Source organism: Janibacter sp. CoH_79_TC_3 (assembly GCF_058197955.1).
In genome coordinates, this window is record NZ_JBXWIV010000004.1 from 84,047 (window position 1) to 105,733 (window position 21,687).

A 21,687-nucleotide genomic window follows, 5' to 3' on the forward strand; every position below is an offset into this window, starting at 1 on the left:
TTATAGGTACGGCGGTGGTAATAACTGATCACCGACGTTAAGTGGTAGCTCAGAATCAAGCACATAAGCATAGCTGATATTATCAAAGGTATTAAACACCATCACCATACCAGTTGGCTCGCTTGGCAAACGTACAGGGGTGTCATTGTCTTTGATATCGCGTATGACTGCGCCTTTTTGATAAACGGTCAATACATCACCAGGTTTAGCGCCATGTGTGCTACCTAAATTAATAGCAACCACACTACCTTTAGCGGCTGAACTGATAGAATCCATGACGCGGACAATCATACCGCCACGGTTGACGACAGCAGGCGCTGGATAAAATACTGGTGGGATAGAATTGTTTAATTCTACAAAAACGCGGTCGCCTTCGCGGACTTCTTTGCCATAACTGTCAATAAGCTGCAAGCTCGTGACACCATTGTTTTCCGTAGAGGTGACCAAACCAGTAGCAACTTGGGTGACTTCTAGACCAATGATATTTTGTGTTTTAGGGTCAACATATTTCTCGCCTTCACGGTAAACACCATAGCGCTGGCCAACGATAAGTGGTACGCCTTTGGCATAGACTTTATCGCCACTTGCTGTAATCAAATTGCCTTTTTTCGAGGCTAAGATATATGGCGTGGTATTAAAATCTGCTGGATTAACAATGATGGTCTTATCGAGCCAATGCTGAATCGCAGACCATGGAATAGGCGGGATACTATTAGCGGTCGAAGTGACTGAAACTGTGCTAGACACTACATTGCCCGTCAACTGCTTCTCAACGCCCGCACAGCCCTCGCCTGTATCAACGCCAATTAAAGTCTTACCTTGAATCACACATAAAATAAGAATGTCATTAGGATAAATAAGGTTAGGATTTTTGATTTGCTTATTGGTCGCCCAAATCTCTTTCCAGCGCCATGGACTGTCTAAATAACGACCTGAGATATCCCATAAGGTATCGCCTTTTTTGACGATATAGCGATTGGGTGCGTCCGCTTTAATGGTCGGCGGTGGATTATTAGCATGGGCAGTGGTCATCAACATTGCACCACTAAATGTCGTCACCAATAGTGCTTTTGCTATATTTTTTAAGCTCATCTTCATTGTTATATCCACAATATGTAGCGCTATTAGCGTCGAATCTGGTCTACTTAAGTCTATTACTTAGGTTTAAAATCTAATTCTAATTATTAAATAATGATTAGAAAATAAAAACATAAAAGGCTTAAGTATCACCATAATAAAGCTTCTAGAGCAGCTGTTCAGTGTTGTCGACTGATATGATTGACGGGTTTGATTGCTAAAAAAGCGCCGAGCATAATGATGACTCGCCGACGCTGTTTCTAATATTACAATTATATCTACCATAACACAATCATAAACACTTTATTACAATAGCGTAACCTTAAATTGGATATTAATTTCAAGGAATATTCGATATAAATGGGCTGACTATACTGGATTTGGCGTAACGTATTGGCGGATTTGTTCAGCGACCAATTCGGCATTATTATCTAATACCACTACGTGCTGCGGTAAATCCTCTAAGCCTTCGGTATGGGCTGGACGAGCAATATCTATCGCTCCAATAGCTTCCACAATCGTATCAGCAAACTTAACTGGCAGCGCGGTTTCAGCACAGACAATTACCTCACCCTCGCGCTGTAATTCTTTAGCGACCTTTATACCATCAGCCGTATGCGGATCGACCAATTCGCCATGCTGCTTATAAAGCGCTTTAATGGTTTGCAGGCGGTCACTATGGGTCGATTTACCCGCCGCAAAGCCATAACGAGTATGAACCGCTTGCATCAAGTCAGATAAATCAAAACCCTGCCCAGACTTCACCCCTTCAAACAACTCATGAACGCGGGCACTGTCTTTATCGAGTAGTAGATAGACAAAGCGCTCAAAGTTAGAGGCTTTAGAGATATCCATTGAGGGGCTCGAAGTGATATAAGTTTTAGCAGTTGGTCGCGGCTGATAAGCACCTTGATTAAAGAAGTCATTGAGCACATCGTTTTCATTGGTCGCAACGATTAAACGTTCAATAGGCAAGCCCATTTCGCGAGCAATATGACCAGCACAAATATTACCAAAGTTGCCTGATGGCACACTAAAACTAACTTTTTCATCGTTACTTGAAGTCACGGCAAAGTAAGCTTTAAAGTAGTAAACAATTTGCGCAAGGATACGACCCCAGTTAATCGAGTTGACCGTGCCTAAATTATAAGCGGCTTTAAATTCCGCATCTTGTTGCAGCGCTTTAACGATATCCTGGCAATCATCAAACATACCGTCGATGGCGATATTGTGAATATTATCATCGGTCAGACTATACATTTGCGCGCGCTGGAATTCGCTCATTTTGCCATGCGGTGACAGCATAAAGACTTCGATATTATCTTTACCACGCAGGGCATATTCTGCTGCACTGCCTGTATCACCACTGGTCGCACCAATAATGGTAATGCGCGCGTCTTTTCTTTTAAGCACATATTCAAAAGCATTACCCAAAAACTGCATGGCAACATCTTTAAATGCCAATGTCGGACCGTTCGACAAGCCTAAAATATACAAATCATCTTCAAGCTTACGCACAGGAACAATCTCATCAGAGCCAAATATCTCAGCGGTGTAAGTACGCTCAATAATATCCTGCAAATCAGCCGCAGGAATATCAGTGGCAAAGCGCTGCATAATCGCCATCGCAAGCTGTGGATAGCTCAGCGCGCGCCATTCCGTAAGCGTCGCACTATCAATATTCGGATAGTGCTCAGGCAACATCAAACCACCGTCTGGTGCAAGACCCATTAATAACACATCACTAAAATCCATCGGCGCTGTCTGACCACGGGTACTGATATATTTCATTAGATTGTCCTGTCTACAATGAGATGATTAATTAAAACAGTTTATTCAGCAGTTTTTTGCAGTAAGGCATAATAAAAACCATCGCCGTTCTCGCTATCTATTGGTAAACACTGGCGACCAATCGCTTGTTCGATACCCCAATTGCAATCGTCGCTAAACTCAATGGCTTCTACATTATTATAGTAAGTCATGAAATCCTGCATCTGCTCGACGTTTTCTTGCTTCAAGATAGAGCAAGTGACATATAACAGATAACCACCAACTTTAAGCTGTGGCCAAAGATTATGCAAGATATCCGCTTGTAAGAGTGCCGTTTGCTCGACGTCTTCTTCGGTACGCAAGATACTGATATCAGGATGACGTCGAATCACGCCAGTCGCCGTACAAGGTGAATCTAGTAATATAGCGTCAAATACAAGTTTGCTCTTTTTCTTACCAGCCCCTTGCCATATCGTCGCGTCAGCACAGACAATATTGAGCTCAATATTTTTCCCATCTTGCTGTAAGTCATGCTGGCTTAAGTTCAAGCGCTGTAAATTAGTGTGAATGCGCTCGATACGTGGCGCTTCATTATCTATCGCAGTAAGTTTCACTTTCGAAACTACATGTGTTGTTTTATTTTCTTGTTTCACGTGAAACAACGAAGACTTGTTTGAGCTGATTAATTCTAGCCAATGAGCAAGCTTACCACCTGGCGCGGCACAAGCATCTAAAATGCGGATCTCGTTGTTATTGGTATCGCCTTCTGCATCATCTTTTTTAACACTTAGCTTATTGAGTAGAGCGTTATGAATAAGCGGTGCTGCAAGCTGAGCATGCATGTCTTGTACGCTAGCAGCCCCTTCAGCGAATTGCGGTAAGGCATTGACTGCGGTAGTTTGATGCAATCTTAGCCCTTTGGTTAATATGCTATTAGATGCGGCTGCATCCGATGAGTTGGGTAAATTCAAGCCACTCGTTAACTCAACCAAGTCTGCTTCAACTTCAAACTCCACCAATGCTTGCTGATAATCCTCTACCGAGGTAACCGCTGTATTCACTCGTAAAAACATCGGCGCAGGTTGACGTAAACCCTGCATCAGATCGTCATACTGCTCGCTCCAATCTTGCTTAAGCTGATAGGCAAGCCAATTCGGTAAGCTGTGTTTTTTATCACACTTCTTACGGAACTTACTTGGATTCTTAGCGACTTTACGTAAAATGGCATTGATTAAACCTGTCGCATGCGCAAACTCAATTTCTTTTGCCGCTTCAACCGTTTCGTGAATCGCGGCATGGTCAGCCACTTGCAAATAGAGCAGCTGCGTCAAACCTACTTGAATAGTCGTACGTACTTCTTTTTCATCAATCGGGTTATCAGCCAGACTATCGAGTAGGCGCTCAAGGGCATACCACTGGCGCAACGTCGTTAGCAATAACGCATGAGCAAACCCTTTATCACCATCATGTAAACTGTTTAATAGCGGATCAAGAACGCTTGCTAGCGATTGACCATTCTGAATAGCCAATAAAGTGCGAATGACGCGAACGCGAACGCTACCATTCATGATAAGGTTGCTTGACGGTTTGAGCTTATTGTTTCTTGGCGCAGTGTTGGTTTGTCTCATTAAATTGAATTTCCTTGACGTCTGGTCTAGAGCGTCTGATAAAAGTTGGATTGCTTATTATTAAAGTAGAGTAAGCGTAATCGAATTATTTTAATTCCTGAGTAAATCTGTCACCATCGTTTAGCTGATTACCATGGCAAACTTGCTCAGCGGTCATCGGCTTACCACCCGCGAACTGCAAATGAGTAATCGCCAAAGTCGTGGCTGATTGCTCTGTCTCACTCTCCTTGCCACAAGCTACTAATATAGCTTTGCGTCCTACGCTAATGACGGTGCCAGCAGGCTCATTGGTTTGCTGTGATGCATTTACTGGCAAGCTGGCTAAAATTTTGACGCGCTGCCCTGCCAAAAAAGTATAAGCACCTGGCCATGGGGTCAAGCCGCGAATTTGTCGTTCAATAATAGTAGCTGATTGCGTCCAATCAATTTCGCCTTCGGTTTTGACCAGTTTTTCAGCGTAATTGGCTTGATTATCATCTTGTGCTATAGCTTGCGCTTGATACTTTGGCAAGTCTTGCAGCACAGTAATAATGGCGGTCGCACCAAGCTCAGCCATTTTATCATGCAGGCTAGCAGTCGTATCATCAGACTCAATATGTGCGCTGACTTTATAAATCATATCGCCAGTATCCAAGCCTTTATCCATTTGCATAATAGTAATGCCAGTCTCACTATCACCTGCCAGTAATGCGCGGTGAATAGGTGCCGCACCGCGCCAGCGTGGTAATAATGAGGCATGAATATTTAGGCAGCCTAGCGTCGGCGTGGTCAATACGCCAATCGGTAGTATTAGGCCATAAGCAGCGACAATCATGACATCAGGCTGGTAGCTTCGTAAAGTTTGGCGCGCCGCCAACCCTTCAGTGCTAGATTTTTTAAAGGTTTCAGGTTGTTCAACCGCTATATCATTTGCCAATGCCACTTGCTTTACCGCCGACGCGGCCAGCTTTTGTCCGCGACCTGCCTTACGGTCAGGCTGCGTATAAACGGCAACGATATCTATATTAAGCGCTGATTGCTGCTTGATAAGCGCTTCCAGGCTAACAGAAGCAAACTCAGGCGTTCCAGCAAAGACCACTTTGAGTGGCTTAGCGACAGTCGGTACTGCGATTACGGTGCTTTGCTGAGGTTGAGTGGCGTCAGTAGATACATTAGTTTGTGCAGCAAGTGTGGTCATAGTCAGGCATTATTTATGGTTAATTTGCCTATTATAGGTGAGTTTGTGGTGTTGTGCCATGATTGTAATAGCAGCAATCATGCGCTACTAATGAGGCGTTTTATCTCTATAATAGTAAGTAAGCTCAGCTAGTTATCTATCATATAAAGTATAGGCAGAAAATCTGTCAGATTTATCATTATTTTACGATGCGCCATCACACCGACTTATGGTCGATTTAGGGTCATGCTTTTATGCAACAATTTCAATCTCTACAACGCTTGCTAATTTTTTATACACTGACATTATTGGCGATGTTGACAGTGTATTACGGCACCATGTTTTATGAGATGAGGCAGCATAAAGAGCAGCACAGTATAGAGAGCTTTCGTTCATTAGAGCATGAGGTTATTGGACTTAATAGCCCTACGAATACTGAGATTAAAAAGATATTGGAAAAGCCTTTTCTAAAAGATATCAGCTATCAGCTAATCTTTATGAAGCCCTCTGGACAGACGTATATTCACCGTCATACCCGTCCTAATGAACGGGAATTTGCCGGTATCACCTTTCCCAATGTCATCACCTCACTACCTTCTAATAATAATCACTATAGTGCCTATACGCTGAGCAATCGTAATTTGGTCGGCACCATTGAGCTTGAGAGTGGTCATAAAATTTACACGATATTGCGTCATGAGCCGCTTGATATTAATTGGATATCGTATCACTATTGGCTACCTTTGATGATAGCCATTATGTTTTTCACCCTAGCATTACTATATACGCTAAAGCGCAGTGCCAATTGGCAACAACTGCTCATTTATACCGATGAGTTAAGTAGCCATGCCAAAGATGCTTACATCACGCCACCGTTTATTGAAAAGAGAACCACGGCTGAATTTTTGCGCTTGGGGCACGCCCTCAGCCGTATCAGCTATCAGCTACATAATAATCATCGACGCATTACCACGCTAAAACACCGTCTAGAGCGTTTGGTTGATCATGCCCCACTGCCGATGCTAATGATTATGAGACACGGTCAAATCAGCTTTTTTAATCAGCGTTTTGAGCAAGTATTTGCAATGCCTTTTCAAAGCGATAGCCATTATCAATTGACCGACTTTGTCTTTGCTGAAGATGAGGCTACCCAGTCACTGCTACAAAAACTGGCAGATTTGCGGGTCACGCGCACGCTGCTGGTTTATGGATTGCATAATAAAAAAGCTTATCAGTTGCATGTTACCCCTTGGTTTGGCGAGCATGGACAAGTACATGGCTTTACAGTGCTGCTAAATAATATCCATGAGTTGGTCAATCAAAGCGAGCAATTACAACAACAAAACCAGCAGTTACAACGCCAACTTAATGATTTTAATACACTTAAATCAACCATGGGTCACGATTTACGCCTACCGTTAGAGGCAATGATTGACACCTTAGAGCCGATTGACCCCGAAACGTTAACAGTTGCTCAAAATGAGATTTTAAACACCTTAATTCAGACCAGTCATTCGATGCTTACCATGCTGAACGATATGCTAGATATCGGTGAGATAGAGGTCCGTAAAACACGCTTAAATATTAAAGCAGTCGATATTTATAAACTTGGGCAAGAGGTCAGTCAGTCACTTATAGATAGAACTAGGCAGCAAGGGTTAGAGTTACTTTATTTCTTTACACCAGACAGTCCGCGTTGTATCGATACCGACCATAAGCGCCTGCAGCAAATCTTGCACAATCTATTAGACAATGCGGTTAAATTTACCAATTCTGGTTATGTGGCATTAACCATTGAAACGGTAAGTAACGCAGAAGTATTGACCACTAAAAATAGAACGTTGATAGACATTAATAAAGACCCTAATATTTCTAAAATTACTGATATCAATAAAGACAATAGCAGTCATGCAGCACACGACTGGGTTCGGTTTAGTATACAAGATAGCGGTATCGGCATCGATATAGCAAAGCAGCATCAGTTACTGACTTATCTCAATCAGAACAATAATAACAGCCAAAACAGCCAAAACAGCCAAAACAGCAATCAAGTCAATAATACAAGTAGAAGTCAAAATGTTAACTACATGCAAAGATATACGACTGAGAAAGGACTTGGGTTAAATAATGCCAATAGTTTTGCACGCTTATTAGGTGGTTTTATTGAAATAAAAAGTACGGTGACTAAAGGCAGTACTTTTAATCTTTACCTACCTTGTAAGCATCCAAATTATCAGCCAATCTACCATCTTAATCCACACCTAAGCCAGATTCATCTGCTTGCGGTAATCAAGCAACCACTACGTGCCAAACATCTGCGCGATTTGTGTGCTTACTTATCTATCCCAGCCACTATTTTGACCTTTATAGACAGAACAGCGTTACAGCAAATAAAAGATAATTTGACGCAAGATGAGCAGAGACTTGCTCCTATTTTTCTACTAGATTATGAATATTATGAAGAAATCACGCTCGCATTATCGCCTCAAATAATCGCTGACGATAAAAATATAGAAGCTGAAAATAAATTAGAAAATAAAGCACGCGTAGATATTGATAGACAGCAAGCTTTAAACAGCTTATTGGCTAATGCTTCATTGCCAAAGATATTAGTTAGCATGAAAGCTGAACGGCGCATTCCGTCTATATTGTTAGATAGATGTGATGGCCTTTTAAACAAACCGCTAGATGTGGCATTGTTACTCTCTGAATTATTGCGTTTGACGTTGCCCGTCAGACAAACCCTAATACAACCAGAAAACATTCAAGATAATATCAAAGGTGAAACCAAACAGAACAGCCAAAAAAATACTAGCCAATTAGGCGCAGCTGTAAATGAATCTAACAGCGAAACTCTAGCGCCATTAATTTTAGTAGTAGAAGACAGTTTAACCAACCAAAAAATAGCCTGCAAAATTTTGGAAAAAATCGGCTATCGTAGTGTGGTCGCAGAAGATGGGCAGCAAGCGCTAGATAAATTAAAAGAGCAGCGCCAAGAAATTGCGCTTATTTTGATGGACTGCCGGATGCCAGTGATGGATGGACTACAAGCAACCCAAGCGATTCGCGCGCAAGGTGATGATATTCCTATCGTGGCATTGACAGCAAATAATACCGAAGAAGATCGCGCCGCCTGCTTGCAAGTCGGCATGAATGAATTTTTAGCCAAGCCTATTAATAAACTTAAACTACAAGAGATTTTGCAAACGTTTATTAAAACATCATGAGCGTTTACAAAAATTACCCACCTTTTCAGGGCAGCATTACCGTCCAGCAGCATAAATATAGACATGACTTTAGACTTTGGTCCCTACTTCATAAAACCATTATCTGCCAAAAATGCCTCGGTAATCTTGCTCTGTGGACTGCTTGTATTTGAGCTATCCGCTTGTGATTTATTCAATAGTCGCTCTAAATAACGCGCCACGATATCCACTTCCACATTGACTTTATCGCCTACCAACCAATGCTGCGCTATATTGGTCACTTGCGCGGTATGCGGAATGATATTCAAGGAAACGATATTGTCACGTACTAAATTTGTGGTCAAGCTGATGCCATCAAGGGTGATAGAACCTTTGGTCGCCGTGTAATGCGCTAACTCGTGTGGTATCTCAATTTCGATATAAAGTGAGCGTGCATCTTTTTGCAGCTTACTGACCACGCCTACGCCATCGACGTGACCGGCGACGATATGCCCACCAAAGCGCGTGGTTGGTAGCATGGCTTTTTCTAAATTCACGATATAATCCGGCTTTAATGCTGCTAAAGCAGTACGAGCAATCGTTTCACGTGAAACATCAACAGAGTAATAATTACTGCCAAATTCGACCACGGTCAAACAGATGCCATTAGAAGCAATCGAATCTCCCAGTTTTACATCACTAAAATCCAAACCATCCGATTCTATCGTCAGACGGATATCACCGCCAGTCGGCTGCATAGATTTTACTTTTCCAACGCTTTCTATAATTCCGGTAAACATATCAACCTCTTTTCATTTTTTATTGCCTTTTAAAGGCAGAATATATTATTTGAGTCTGTTCTTTTTTCTAAAACCATCTATCTATCTATCTATCTATCTATCTATCTATCTATCTATCTATCTATCTATCTATCTATCTATCTATAATGGCAACTGTTAGACTTTATAATGGTTATAATATTTATTATACGCTTAGCAAAAATAAGAATAATTATAGGATAAGTTGTGGATAACTAACGATAATTCAAGAAGCAGTAGAGTAAAACCTTTGTTTATAAAGAGTTATCCACAGTAAGTCTATTTCTTACCAATTATTAACCAAGTTAAAATACTAAATACAAGTGTTTGATTTTAAATGAATTATTATAAAAAAATATTATAATACCTCCTCATAAGTTTCATGTGAAACAAAGTTATACACAGTTTCATGTGAAACCTTTGATAAACTATTATATTTATCCATACCGATCGTTTATGAGTATAACCTTGTGGATAAAGCATTGAACAACAAGAGTATCTGTTAGAAGGTTTATAAAGGTAGCAAGGTAAGCTTAAGATCAGAACCCAGTTGCTCATGCCTTTGAATATCAAAACGTAGCTGCTGCGCTAACGATAATGGATTGATACCAACCATAGGCCGTGCTTGCGTACCTAATAAGCAAGGTGCTTGATAGACAATAAGCTCATCTACTAGTTGCTGTTGTAAAAAACTACCTGCTACGCTTGCGCCTGCCTCTACCAACACCTCATAGCATTGATAGTCACGCACTAAAATTTTTAGTAATTCGATTAAACTCTTTTCACGCCAATATAGCGTATCTGCTTGAGTGCATAACTGATAGTCAGATTGCAAATCGTATTTCAGTCGCCCTCGCCTATCTAGTATTACTATCTTAGGTGTTGGAACTTGCTCAGGTGCGACACCTAACTGACTAGAGCGTACATTTAATTGCGGATTATCAACAGTGACCGTTTCACTGCCCGTAATGATAGCGCCACTTTGCGCACGTAATTTCTGTACATCTTCACGCGCAGCAGTGCCGGTAATCCATTTCGACTCTCCAGATGCCATCGCCGTACGACCGTCAAGACTGGTGGCAATTTTAAGTCTGACATAAGGCATTTGGCTGCGCATCGCCTTTAAAAACCCTTTATTTAAGGCTTCTGCTTGCGCGGTTAGCACGCCAACGGTTACAGCAATGCCCGCTTCTTCTAACAGTTTCACCCCGCGACCAGCCACTTGTGGATTGGGATCGAGACCGGCGATTACGACACGTTTTACACCAACTTCAATAAGCGCTAGTGCGCAAGGAGGTGTACGTCCAGTATGACTACAAGGCTCTAAAGTTACATAAGCGGTTGCGCCAATAGCTCGCGCACCAGCATCTTTTAAGGCGAAAACCTCAGCATGCGGCTGCCCAGCTTTAGGGTGAAAGCCTTGACCGACTACCTGGTCTGCTTGCACAATCACACAACCTACTGCTGGATTGGGGCGTGTCGTATACAAACCACGCTTGGCCTGCTCAATGGCAAGCATCATAAAATAGCGGTCTTTAGCATTTTGAGAATGATTCGAGTTCGGCATAAAGGCGTACTTAATAGAGGATGGAAATGGTTTTTATAAATATTTAATAGTTCCAGAAATTTTGAATTAAGAAAGTTATTCAATATTTAGTCAAATTTCTCGACTCATTAATATTTAAATCAGTCTATTTTTCGTTTGGGCGGATGTTAGCAATTTCTTGATGAAAGGCGTCGATATCTTGAAAGTCTCGATAGACACTGGCAAAGCGCACATAAGCGACATCATCGAGCGTTTTAAGCTCGCTCATGATAATTTCGCCCAACACTTTACTACTCACTTCTCGCTCACCCATTTGCCGTACGCGCTTTTCGATACGGCTAATCATTGCTTCTTGTTCATCAATAGTAATTGGACGTTTTTGTAAGGGTAACAAGATCGAGCGGCGCAATTTATCATTATCGTAAGGTTCGATTTTGCCACTTGATTTGATAATACGCGGCATCACTACTTCTACCACTTCAAAGGTCGTAAAGCGTTCCTGACAGCTATTACATGAGCGGCGGCGACGTACTTGCGCACCTTCAGCAGCCAGCCGTGAGTCGATAACTTTGGTATCTGACGCATTACAATATGGGCAATGCATACGCTTTTCCTTAGTTTAATAATGAAGGCACACATAATTATTGATAAAAATAAATTTTCTAAAAACTGATACTTCTTATCAGGCAATTCAATATACAAAGAGCCTTTTGCTCATTATTTACCAATACAAAAACTACCAAAAATCTTGCCTAATAAATCGTCAGCGCTAAATTCACCGGTAATCTCACCCAAACTATGCTGCGCTTGGCGCAAGCTCTCTGCGACCAACTCTCCGGCTTTAAATACCGTGAGCTGCTCATGCGCCTCTGCCAACGAATCAGCGGTACGTCTTAGCGCATCTAGATGACGTGTACGGGCGATTAAGCTGTTTTCTGGCGGATAAAAACCTACTTTAGCACATAAAGTTTCGACTAAATCATCAATCCCTGCGCCTGTTTCACATGAAACATTGACCTGTTCGTAGCCACGATTTTTTATTTCAGCCTGCGAAATAGACGTTATTTCTTTGCTGCTATTATCGTTTAATAAATCGCTTTTATTGGCAATAATCAGTAAGCGCTTGGCTTCTGGCAACTCACCGAATAGCTGCTCAGCGAGCTGTAGCGGTGTGCTGTCACTTTCAAGGTCACGAGTTACATCATAGACCATCAGCAGCATATCAGCCTGTGTGATAGCCGTACGAGCACGTTCAATACCGATACGCTCGACCGTATCTTCAGTCTCGCGCAGACCTGCCGTATCGGTTAAATGCAGCGTCAAGCCATTTAGCACCACGGTTTCTTGCAGGGTATCGCGCGTTGTCCCAGCGACATCGGTAACAATAGCACGCTCTTGCCCTGCCAGACGATTCAGCAAGCTTGATTTACCAGCATTTGGTCTACCAGCAAGCACCACATGAATGCCGTCGCGTAATAGCTGACCTTGCTTGGCGGTCGCTAATACTTGCTGTATTTTGGCTTGTGTTTGCTCAAGCTTATCTTGAATAACCCCATCAGATAAAAAATCAACATCTTCTTCATCGGGGAAATCAATCGCGGCTTCAACGTGTAAGCGCAAATGAATCAATTGCTCAAGTAACTGATTAATTTTTTGCGAAAACTCACCGCTAAGTGAGCGAATCGCACTACTGGCAGCGGCGGCGCTGGTGGCATCAATCGCGTCAGCGATGGCTTCTGCTTGCACCAAATCCAATTTATCATTATCAAAAGCACGGTAAGAAAACTCCCCTGCGCTCGCTTGTTTTGCGCCCAATTCAAACGCCCGCGCTAGCAGCTGATTTTGCAAAATCATGCCACCATGACCTTGCAGCTCAATCACATCTTCGCCAGTGAACGAGTGCGGACCTTTAAAGTACAGCACCAAACCTTCATCAATGGTCCTACCATCAGCCTGATAAAAACGGCAAAAACTGGCCATACGCGGCGTGAAAGCCGACTTACCAGTAAGCTGACAAGCAATATCATAGGCACGTGAGCCCGATAGACGAATAACACCAACGCCACCACGCCCAAGCGGTGTTGCAATCGCCGCGATAGTCGGAAGGCTAGATAAATTAGAATTTTTAGGTGACTCATCTAAATTATCAGCGGCTAATGCCATCTCTAAAGAATCCACAATCACTCTCAATAAGCAAAAACCCCATTATAGACGGCTTAAGGCACACTGACAAAGCAAACTTCAATAAGCCGTTTTTTACAGCAGTGATACATGCATATTTTCTTCAATTATTAATTTAAGAAAATGCCATTGTTTAGCACATAAAAAACCACCGCCGTAGCGATGGTTTTTTATCAGTTCAAGTGTTGTTTAGTCCAAAACTTTAACGGTACGACGTTTTTGCTCTTCTTCAACTTTTCGGTTGATTAAGTACTGTTGGGTCATACTGAATAAGTTATTCACGGTCCAGTATAGTACCAAACCTGCGGGGAAGAACAACATGAAGGCGGTGAAGATAATCGGTAAAAACTTCATCACTTTCGCTTGCATTGGATCAGCGGGCTGCGGGTTTAGCTGCTGCTGTATAAACATTGATGCACCCATGATGAGTGGTAAGATAAACCACGGATCCATCGCTGATAAATCCCGAATCCATAAGATCCATGGCGCATGACGCAGCTCAACACTCTCGACCAACACCCAATATAGCGCCAAGAAAATCGGCATTTGCATTAAGATAGGTAAGCAACCCGCCATTGGATTGACTTTCTCTTCTTTATAAATCGCCATCATTTCTTGCGACATTTTCATACGATCGTCGCCGTGCTCTTCTTTTAATATAGCAAGCCTTGGGGCGATTGCACGCATCTTCGCCATTGAATAGTAGCTCTTATTAGAGACCCACATCAAAGCGATTTTAACCAGCAGCGTCAACAGAATAATTGACCAGCCCCAGTTACCGATAACTTTATGAATACCATCCAAAACCGCAAATAATATCTTTGATATTGGCCATAGCAAGCCATAATCGACAGTTTGGTTAAGACCTGCTGCGACTTCTTTTAACTCAGCCTGTACCTTTGGACCCGCGTACAAGGTTGCTTTTAAGGTAATTTGCTTGTTTGGCGCCACATTAATAGGCTGGCTGTTAAAGCCAATAAAGTAATCATTACCTGTTTCACGGCTAAAGAACTTACCGGTAAAGTTTTCAGGCGTCCAAGCAGAAACGAAGTAATGCTGTACGATGCCCACCCAACCTTTATCACTGCTAGTAGTCAACTCACCATCATTAAACTTACCAAACTTCAGCTTATTATAGGGATCGTCAGGTGTGCCCCAAGCGCCGCCCAAATACGTCGCCATGCTTAGCGCGCCTTTATCAGACATCCCAGGATCTTTACTATCGTCACGCTTTAACTGCGCAAACATCTGCCCTTGCCATGCATTGGCAGAAGCGTTTTGGATTTGATAGCTAATATCAATCGGATACTTATCTTGAGTAAAGGTAAAGGTTTTAGTAACCGTCACACCGTCTTTTTGATAAGTAAGTGGCACGGACAAGGTTTGCTGACCTTTTTCCATCACATAGTTGTTAGCCGTGTGGCTGTAGGTGGCGCGACCTTCTGCAGTATCGATACCGTTTTGACCAATCAGACCCGACTGAGCCACGTAAACGCGATTGCTGTTATTTTCTAGCAAGACAAAAGGCTTATCGCTATCGAGCGTCGCATCATACTGCTTTAGCGCAGCGTAAACGATATCACCGCCTTCTGGATTGATTTTGATGTCATAGCGATCAGTCGTGACCGTGATTAGGCCTGTGTTTTCAGCAGGTGTCGCTGTTACAGTACCGGAATCTACTGGCAATGTCTGTGTTGGAATATCACCTGCTGCACCAACCGTAGAAGGAATATCAGCTCCTACTGATGTTGCAATTTTTGGCACCGTGTCTACAGCTGGCGCATCGGCATAATCATCTCGCCATGCCAAAATCAGCAGATAAGCGGTGATTAGCATCGCAATGATGATCATCACCCGAAATATCTTTTGCATAAACCTTTCCTAGATTAAAAAATTAGGGAATGAAAAATCAGGCATGTATCATGACCACCACACAGTATCAACCCCTGTTCTCAGCGGTAATATCAGCAGTCAATCACATAAAATGTTCATCATTTTACTAAAAAACCACTCTAAATGATACCAAGAGTGTGGATAACTTGTGGGTAACTAAATAGATATCCACAACTGCCCAATGCATAACAAAACTCAAGTCAATTTCATCAACTGATTTAGACGAGAAACATAGCTTGTCGTATCTCTAAAAACACATAGACCTTGAGCTTTTACGCTAGCAAGTCCGATAGGGGGTAAATATTGATAATAATAAGAAGATAAAGGTAATGGCACAAAATCAACGCCATGTCCACCTAACGGATGACAACTGCTAATACGTTTTAATAACAGCCAACTACCTGACCAAACCCCATGCCACGCTAAAGCTTGTTTGCCATAATTTGAGCACGTTGGATAATAACGACATCGAGCAGGTAAAATAGGACTAATTATCTTTTGATAAAAAATAATAAAATTATAAAATAAATTGTAAAGAAATTTATTTATTATTTTCAATAAATAATTCATTCTATTTTTTTTCTATTTTTTTAAAAATATTATTAATTTCATTAATTAATTCTTTATTACTTAAACCTTTTATAGATTGTTTGACAATGAAAACAATATCTTTGTTTTCTAAGTTACTAGCTTTTACGCGAAACTGCTCACGTACTTGACGTTTGATTAAATTTCGTGCAACAGCAGTAGGTACTTTACGTTTAGTAATCGCCATACCGACTCGAGGTTGCTCATGAGTATTGGTACGTACAAACGCCATTAGATGGCTCTGATGAAGCTTACGCTCAGGTGCATCAAATACCTCACGGAAGGCAGTAGGCGTGAGTAGGCGCTGCGCTTTGGTGAAGCGAGCATTAGGTAGGGCTGAAACAGTATTAGACATAGTACAACCTAGTATAGGAGCTAATAATATTAGCAGAAATAATAGCGTAGAAACGAAGGTAAATTATAGAGACAAAAAAAGCGCCGATGTGGGCGCTTTTAATATATGGCTAAGTGTCAGTTGTGATGATTGACGATCGCAATCTATAAATAATAGATACACAACAAGCACTAACAGCCATGCTTATCGCAATCTACTGATTATACAGTAAGGCGATGACGTCCTTTAGCGCGGCGACGAGCTAAGACCTGACGGCCTTTTTTAGTTGCCATACGAGCACGGAAACCGTGAGTACGTTTACGCTTGATCACGCTTGGTTGGAATGTACGTTTCATAACTCACCTATCAAAATAATGGACTAAATTCGTAATAGCGAAGGATTATACCACTACACAGTATTTTGGTCAATCAACTAATTGACCCCATGTTTTTACAGATGCATTTTATAACAGATAAAATTCTTTTTTAAATTCTTCATATTTACTTGTTTGGTGTTAAGAATATTGATAGCTACTAGCTCTATTTAACTTCTTAGAAAATCTATTTTAGTTTTTGAGTGATGGAAGTTATCCACAGTTTGTGTCGGTCTCTATAATAATTAATTGTTAATATATATAGATATTGTTGTTGTTGGGAGCAGTATTATCTGTGGTTAAGTCTATTTTTCTCTTTAATATCAAAAAACTAGACTATGGGTAAGGTTGTGGATAACCTGTGGGTGAAATATGGATAACTCATGTTGTTTACTTATCCACAAAACTATCCACAGTCTTATCCACAAAAAACAAGGTGTTATCCACAGGCTGTTTGTGTTAGATTAGCCCCCTAGCTGGTGTATGATTTTAAGTAATCTCACCGTAGAGACTTTTAGTTGAGAAACGAGAAGCTCTACGGGTAAAAATTCAGTGATTTTCACAATAAAAAAAGTTGTTTTTTGACCAATTATTTTGGACTATGGGGTTAGTATTTTTCATGATTGATACAGCAACTATTTGGGATAAATGCCTAAATGACTTACGTTATCACGTTAAAGACAACGTCTTTACGATGTGGTTAAGACCATTATCAGCGCATCAAGAAGCCAGTAGCTTGATTATTCTTGCTCCTAATGATTACTTTGTAACCTATATCAAAAAGAATCATTTGCAAGATATCCAGCAGCTAGTCACTAAACATAGCCAAGGTAGTATCGAAGAAGTTATTGTACGTGTTGATAATGCTGGTCGCGACATAGATGACAGCCATCAATTACAGTCAGGCTCATTGTTTGAAGACGATAAGCCCTCCTCTCCCCCTGCAGATCACAATTTCCAAACCACCCATAATAATATTGCTAGAGCCGATATTGATGCCAATATGCGTCATGCAGAACTGATTGAGTCTGCCGATGCCAAATCATTAAGCTATCTAAATCCCGATTTTACCTTTGAGACCTTTGTTACTGGTAAGTCTAACAACCTGGCTTACAAAGCTTGTTATGAGCTTGGAAAACGTCAATCAAAAAATCGGCACAATCCTTTATTTATATACGGACCTTCTGGTTTGGGAAAAACGCATTTAATGCATTCTGTAGCGCATCGCTATTTAAAAAACAATCTAAGCTTTTATTATTTCACTTCTGAAAAATTTATTAATCAATTGGTTTATTCATTAAGAAATAATAAAATTGAAGATTTTAAAAAGAAAATAAAAAAAGTAGATTTATTAATTGTAGATGATATTCATGTATTAGCAGGAAAGACAAAAAGTAGTAATGAGTTTTTGACTTTGTTTGCAGACTTTACCAGCGGTGATAAGCAATTGATTTTGGCATCAGATCGTCATCCATCACAAATGACTGAGTTTGATGAACGTTTTAGATCTCGCTTTTCGTGGGGTTTGACGGTTGCGGTTGATCCTCCAGAGATCGATACACGTGTACAAATCTTACAGAGAAAAGCGGCATCCTACGGAATGAGTCTCCCTAAAGAGTGTGCCTTATTTATCGCTCAAAATGTGGTTTCTAACGTGAGGCGTTTAGAAGGTGCGCTCAATCAGGTATTTGCCAATGCCAATCTTACGGGCGCCCCCATTACGCTTGAGATGGTGCAATACGCGCTAAAAGACATCGTTGCGATGCGCGTACAAGCGGTAAATATGGATAATATTCGTAAAGTAGTCGCTGAATATTACGATATTACGATCAAAGATATGATGGGAAGAAAACGTACGCGCAGTATAGCAAGACCGCGTCAAATCGCAATGGCATTGTCACGTGAGCTAACCAGTGATAGTTTTCCTGAGATTGGGCAGTCATTTGGCGGTCGCGACCATACGACAGTGATGCATGCTTGTGATAAAGTAAATGAGCTACGCGCCGCCGATCCGGCGTTTGATAAGGATTACAAAACCTTAGCTTTGATGCTGCAAGCGGGTTAGAAGCTTGTGGTGTGACGATGTTGTTATGAGTCGTCATGGTTTATAATAATTAGATTGTCAGTAGACACAAGCTTTATGGATTATCGTTAGTAGACAGGGTATTATTAAGCCATTATTTTAAAAACATATAATTTAAAAACATATAAAAAATCCTTTTAATAAGAGCAACTAATAAACAAGAGTAACTAAGCATGCAATTATCGATTAATCGAGAGTCGTTACTAAAAGCTATTAACTTGATCGCCAAGGCTGCTGATAAGCGCCACAATATGGTTATTCTGGGTAATATTAAGCTTCAGTTGTCTGAATCAGCGCTGATTTTGACCGCATCTGATTTAGAAGTAGAGCTGACATCGACGTTGAAATTGCCTGCCGGTGCTTGTATTGAAGCTGGTACAACGACGTTACCTGCGACCAAACTGAAAGATATTTGTAAATCACTGCCGTCGCAAGCGCAAGTTAATCTTACCACGCAAGAAAATGAGCGTTGCCTGTTGACCAGTGGCAAAAGTCGTTTTACTTTAGGGACATTACCTAGCGAGGACTATCCAAGTCTTGGTAATCCTGAAAATATCACACCTTTGACCATTAGTCGTAGCCGTTTAACCGACTTGATTCATAAAACCCAATTTGCAATGGCTATCCAAGATGTTCGCTATTATCTAACTGGCATGTTATTTGATGTTTCACAGCAGCAGTTGACGACGGTTGCAACCGACGGCCACCGATTGGCGTTAGCACGTAGCGTTATTGACGTTAGCGCAGATTTAAATATGCAGGCAATTTTACCACGTAAAGCCGTAATTGAGCTTGAGCGCTTAGCCTCTGAGCTTGGCAAGATGTTAGGTGATAAAGACAATGCAGTCACACTAAGCTTTGGTCGTGAATTCTTGCAAGTTAGCTTGCCGTTTGGTGATGTGGATAGTGCAGGGCAGGTGAGTGATAACTTAATGGTGACCTTTACCGCACGTCTTATTGACGGTAAATTCCCTGATTATCGCCGCGTCATGCCAAGCAATACGGATAAATTGGCGTTGTTTAACCAAGAAAAAATGACTGATGTGCTGCGCCGTGTATCGATTTTAAGTAATGAAAAATCTCGCGGCGTGGTATTCAACTTTGCCAGTGATGGTATGGTAGAAGTACGCGCCAATAACGCAGAGCAAGATGAAGCAGTTGAGATGATACAAGCGAAGTATCAAGGCGAGCCGATGGAGCTGTCATTTAATGCTGCGTATCTGCAAGATGTCTTAAGTGTGATTCAAGGTGATTTACAGATGCATATGAGCCAATCAAATGCCTCAGTTCTGGTTAATCAGCTCAACGATGAGTTCCACCAGTATGTCATTATGCCAATGCGTATATAGTTTTATATTATAATAAATATTAATTAATGGACTTTTGCCTGATAAATAGTGGGCGTAATATAGGCGGCTGTCACTGTTATGATTGAACGTCTACAAATTTCACATCTGCGTAATCTAACCCAAGTAAATCTACAATCTGCTGCTTGCAACGTTATTATCGGTGCAAATGGCAGTGGTAAAACCTCCTTGCTTGAAGCGATATTTTTGCTTTCAAGAGGTAAAAGTTTTCGCCATCATCAGCCTAAACGCTATATTCAGCATCATCAAAAATATGCAACGGTGCATGCTATGCTCAATGATAGAAGTACCTTAGCTATCCAAAAACAAGCCGACGCAACGACGGTTTTACGACTCAATCAAACCACGGTTTACAACCAAAGTATCTTAACTGAGCAGCTACCCACACTACTGATAGATCCATCGACGATGGATATGTTAGAGCAGGGTAGTGCCAGTCGCCGGCAGCTATTAGATTGGCTAGTGTTTCACATGAAACAAGGTTTTCACCCACAGTGGGTAGCCTATCAACGTTTACTAAAACAGCGCAATAGTTTACTAAAAAAGAGCCGCCATCTAACACAGGTACAGCTTGCTGAGCTAAAATCCTGGGATAAAGGGCTTGGTAATCATGCTGCGCTTATTCATCATTATCGTGAGCGTATCTTTACAGAGTGGCAGCCTTATTTTGCTGAGAGTATCGCGCAATTATTACCTACATACGCTGAGCAACTAAGCTTGAGCTATAATGCCGGCTATGACACCATTGTAGCGCTTGATGTGCAGCTTAACGAGCGTTTAGAACAAGATTTACAACTGGGTTATACCCGTATCGGTAGCCATCGTGCTGATATTCATGTGCATTGGCGCTCTAGTGATGTATCAGAAACGACAAGTGACGATGCAAAGGATGCTAATTCAAATTCAACCGCAAACACAGACCTCAATACCAAACTACCAACTTTAAGAGAACAAGCAGCCAATGTGTTGTCTCGCGGTGAGAAGAAATTGTTAATTACCGCTCTACGCTTATCACAATTGCCGTTATTGCTTAATGACGGAAAGACCACATTTGCTATAGGAAAAGACGGTAATAGTGATATCGCACCCAACCTCCATACCAAATCAAGAGCCACTCCAGTGGTTTTGCTCGATGATATTACAGCAGAGCTAGATGATAGGGCGATAGAGATTTTATTGTCGACGTTAGCGCAGCTGCCATGTCAGGTGTTTATGACCAGTTTGACCGATGAAATTTTACCGTTGGTGCATCAATATTGGTCAGAACCTAAGATGTTTCATGTGAAACAAGGGAGTTTAACACTTTTATAAATAACAATTTATAAAAAGTTATTTTTAATGACCAATATCAGCTTAGTTTGCGCTTAATCCTTAGCACATCTTTATAATATCTTTCCTGAAATATCATTATTGCGCTTACCTTTTTAGCAAAATAATTCACATCCCAAAATACTTGCTCAATATCGATAAAACTGTCAGTAAACAGTGACTTAGCGGCGAAAAAATGCTAAAATAGAGCTTTATTTTTATCCTATTATCAGCAAGTTATCTTACAAATTTTCATCAGTATTGTTTAAGGTTTTCTTAACACTTATGGGCACCTAAGTATTTGATAAATATATGCTTAATTTTACTTATCTTTAACGATAGGTAAAATAGAATAGAAGCAGATATGAAAAACGGTGAT

Annotated in this window: 16 protein-coding genes; 4 read left to right on the forward strand and 12 right to left on the reverse strand. The window is 41.2% G+C overall.

The annotated features are described in order from the left end of the window. From AC2FA3_RS05540 to fmt, 4 genes are all read right to left on the reverse strand, one after another. Entirely contained in the window at nucleotides 1–1,098 is a 1,098-nt protein-coding gene (locus AC2FA3_RS05540) for a LysM peptidoglycan-binding domain-containing protein (protein ID WP_490508686.1), read from the reverse strand. A gap of 348 nt (nucleotides 1,099–1,446) precedes the next feature. Then, nucleotides 1,447–2,868, reverse strand: coding sequence for a threonine synthase (gene thrC / locus AC2FA3_RS05545; protein ID WP_490508687.1), 1,422 nt, complete (start codon nucleotides 2,866–2,868; stop codon nucleotides 1,447–1,449). A gap of 41 nt (nucleotides 2,869–2,909) precedes the next feature. Then, nucleotides 2,910–4,475, reverse strand: a complete 1,566-nt coding sequence (locus AC2FA3_RS05550) for a transcription antitermination factor NusB (protein ID WP_490508688.1) — start codon at nucleotides 4,473–4,475, stop codon at nucleotides 2,910–2,912. 85 nt (nucleotides 4,476–4,560) lie between these two features. Further along, nucleotides 4,561–5,652, reverse strand: coding sequence for a methionyl-tRNA formyltransferase (gene fmt, locus AC2FA3_RS05555; RefSeq protein WP_490508689.1), 1,092 nt, complete (start codon nucleotides 5,650–5,652; stop codon nucleotides 4,561–4,563). Nucleotides 5,653–5,885: 233 nt separating this feature from the next. Between fmt and AC2FA3_RS05560 the strand changes: the two genes are divergently transcribed. After that, nucleotides 5,886–8,858, forward strand: coding sequence for a response regulator (locus AC2FA3_RS05560; RefSeq protein ID WP_490508690.1), 2,973 nt, complete (start codon nucleotides 5,886–5,888; stop codon nucleotides 8,856–8,858). A gap of 83 nt (nucleotides 8,859–8,941) precedes the next feature. Here the strand turns inward: AC2FA3_RS05560 and AC2FA3_RS05565 are convergent, their stop codons facing one another. From AC2FA3_RS05565 to rpmH, 8 genes are all read right to left on the reverse strand, one after another. Then, the gene (locus AC2FA3_RS05565) at nucleotides 8,942–9,616 is read right to left on the reverse strand and encodes a riboflavin synthase (RefSeq protein WP_490508691.1); all 675 of its coding nucleotides are present in this window, start codon (nucleotides 9,614–9,616) and stop codon (nucleotides 8,942–8,944) included. Between the two features lie 529 nt (nucleotides 9,617–10,145). Beyond that, nucleotides 10,146–11,201, reverse strand: a complete 1,056-nt coding sequence (gene ribD / locus AC2FA3_RS05570; RefSeq protein ID WP_490508692.1) for a bifunctional diaminohydroxyphosphoribosylaminopyrimidine deaminase/5-amino-6-(5-phosphoribosylamino)uracil reductase RibD — start codon at nucleotides 11,199–11,201, stop codon at nucleotides 10,146–10,148. A 124-nt stretch (nucleotides 11,202–11,325) separates the two neighbouring features. Then, nucleotides 11,326–11,784: a transcriptional regulator NrdR gene (gene nrdR / locus AC2FA3_RS05575; RefSeq protein WP_149490272.1), complete on the reverse strand. Its 459-nt coding sequence runs from the start codon at nucleotides 11,782–11,784 to the stop codon at nucleotides 11,326–11,328. A 113-nt stretch (nucleotides 11,785–11,897) separates the two neighbouring features. Next, nucleotides 11,898–13,358, reverse strand: a complete 1,461-nt coding sequence (gene mnmE / locus AC2FA3_RS05580; protein WP_490508693.1) for a tRNA uridine-5-carboxymethylaminomethyl(34) synthesis GTPase MnmE — start codon at nucleotides 13,356–13,358, stop codon at nucleotides 11,898–11,900. 192 nt (nucleotides 13,359–13,550) lie between these two features. Then, complete coding sequence (gene yidC, locus AC2FA3_RS05585) at nucleotides 13,551–15,233, reverse strand: membrane protein insertase YidC (RefSeq protein ID WP_490508694.1); 1,683 nt, start codon at nucleotides 15,231–15,233, stop codon at nucleotides 13,551–13,553. Between the two features lie 216 nt (nucleotides 15,234–15,449). Beyond that, nucleotides 15,450–15,824 (reverse strand): membrane protein insertion efficiency factor YidD, encoded by a 375-nt coding sequence (yidD, locus tag AC2FA3_RS05590; protein WP_490508695.1) that lies wholly within the window; start codon nucleotides 15,822–15,824, stop codon nucleotides 15,450–15,452. A gap of 1 nt (nucleotide 15,825) precedes the next feature. Further along, nucleotides 15,826–16,197: a ribonuclease P protein component gene (gene rnpA / locus AC2FA3_RS05595; protein WP_490508696.1), complete on the reverse strand. Its 372-nt coding sequence runs from the start codon at nucleotides 16,195–16,197 to the stop codon at nucleotides 15,826–15,828. A gap of 200 nt (nucleotides 16,198–16,397) precedes the next feature. Next, nucleotides 16,398–16,532, reverse strand: a complete 135-nt coding sequence (gene rpmH, locus AC2FA3_RS05600) for a 50S ribosomal protein L34 (RefSeq protein ID WP_007394757.1) — start codon at nucleotides 16,530–16,532, stop codon at nucleotides 16,398–16,400. Between the two features lie 637 nt (nucleotides 16,533–17,169). On the opposite strand from rpmH, the gene dnaA reads away from it, so the two are divergent. From dnaA to recF, 3 genes are all read left to right on the forward strand, one after another. After that, nucleotides 17,170–18,615 (forward strand): chromosomal replication initiator protein DnaA, encoded by a 1,446-nt coding sequence (dnaA, locus tag AC2FA3_RS05605; protein WP_490508697.1) that lies wholly within the window; start codon nucleotides 17,170–17,172, stop codon nucleotides 18,613–18,615. A gap of 191 nt (nucleotides 18,616–18,806) precedes the next feature. After that, on the forward strand, nucleotides 18,807–19,982 hold the full coding sequence (gene dnaN / locus AC2FA3_RS05610; RefSeq protein WP_490508698.1) for a DNA polymerase III subunit beta: 1,176 nt from the start codon (nucleotides 18,807–18,809) through the stop codon (nucleotides 19,980–19,982). A 78-nt stretch (nucleotides 19,983–20,060) separates the two neighbouring features. Beyond that, entirely contained in the window at nucleotides 20,061–21,311 is a 1,251-nt protein-coding gene (gene recF / locus AC2FA3_RS05615) for a DNA replication/repair protein RecF (RefSeq protein WP_490508699.1), read from the forward strand. Nucleotides 21,312–21,687: the final 376 nt, after the last annotated feature.